Origin of the sequence: Flavonifractor sp. An306 (assembly GCF_002159455.1) — a bacterium.
GTDB lineage: Bacteria > Bacillota > Clostridia > Oscillospirales > Oscillospiraceae > Flavonifractor.
In genome coordinates this window covers 1-1,271 of sequence record NZ_NFIQ01000198.1, presented here as the reverse complement: position 1 = coordinate 1,271, position 1,271 = coordinate 1, and the positions used below count along the sequence as shown (strand labels likewise).

Annotated in this window: 1 protein-coding gene and 1 pseudogene; both read right to left on the bottom strand. The window is 56.5% G+C overall.

What is annotated here, in order from left to right; all coding sequences use genetic code 11:
• Positions 1-353 (bottom strand): annotated as a pseudogene (locus tag B5F88_RS19570) (hypothetical protein); the annotation flags it as partial.
• A gap of 10 nt (positions 354-363) precedes the next feature.
• Positions 364-1,271, bottom strand: a 908-nt coding sequence (locus B5F88_RS19565; protein ID WP_087937061.1) for a DUF6138 family protein, incomplete at its 5' end; no start/stop codon positions are given.

The following is a 1,271-nucleotide window of genomic DNA, read 5'->3' as shown; positions in this document are numbered from 1 at the left end:
GTCGGACAGGGTACGCCTTCCTCCAGTACCTCCGTGACATACCACTGAGGTTCGTAGAGGGCATCACCTTTCCAGCCGCGGGCTTTGATCCGGTAGATCTGGCCCTTGGCAAACCGCTTGGAATATTCGCCGGCTTCCCGCTCCTTGTCCGTCAGCGGCCAGCTCAGGTAGCAGCGGCCGGAGATCACCTGTCCGGTCTGGACATCCGCCATGGCGAGGGCATGGGTATGCGCCGCCCAAAAGGTATCCAGAAAGGTTTTGTCCGCGCTGATACCGTCCTGGATTAGTACCAGCTTTTCCTCATCTTCCGGGGCATACAGGGCAATAAAGTCCTTGACCGTTCTCTTTTTCATGGCGTTCTCCTTACGCAAATACCTGCTGGTATTTCTCTTTCAGTTCCTTGGGCGCTGTCTTGATGACCTTGCTGCCGCCGTTTTCAGAGGCTGTGCCCCAGATGGCCCAGAGCACATCACGCCACAGATAGGCCAGCGCCCTTTTGTCATTGCCGGATTCTTCCGGCAGATAATATTCCAGATGCCCTTTGATCTCCAGCAGAGCATCCAGGCTCTCCTCATTGGCGATCAGGGCGCGGAACTCCTTTGCGGGCTTCAGATTCTGCATGGACTGTACTCCGTGGACCAGCACCGGCAGGGACTGGGCAGTGAACCCGTACTGCTTGAACAGAATATGCAGGAACTTCTCCTGCAAAGAGGAGTGCTCGTCATCACATCGATCCAGGTAATCGCACACCAGCCGCCACCACTTCGGCCCTTCCAGTCCCAGGGCGAACACGGCAAAGGTGCCAGGCATAGCACAGGTTTCGTCCGCAAGGTTTTGGTACCACTCAAACTCCCGCATAGCCAGACGAGCGTATCGCTCCATAGCTGGATACAGATTGGGGTGCTGCACAGCGCAGGCAAAGAGCTGATTGACTCCCTTCTTGGGCAGGCCGGGAATAGGCAGATAGAGTTTTTCCTTCCCACGGAACTCCACCGAGTAACTGCGGGGAAATTCCTCCTGCTCCAACACCGCACACAGGTAGTCCAGGATTTCAGCATAGCACTCCTCGGTGGAGTCCCTGGCGGTGATGCGGATGGCAGCAAACGCATCATTGGCCGATGCGGTGAAATGCTCCGTCTTACGCTGCTGGATGTCCTTTGGTAATTTGCCGCTGCCGGCTGTTTTCAGTTGCTTCACCATATCTGGGCGAAGCTGGGAGACCAGGCCGAGGATGTGCTCGGTGGTGAGGGATTCAAAACTCTGCCCGTACA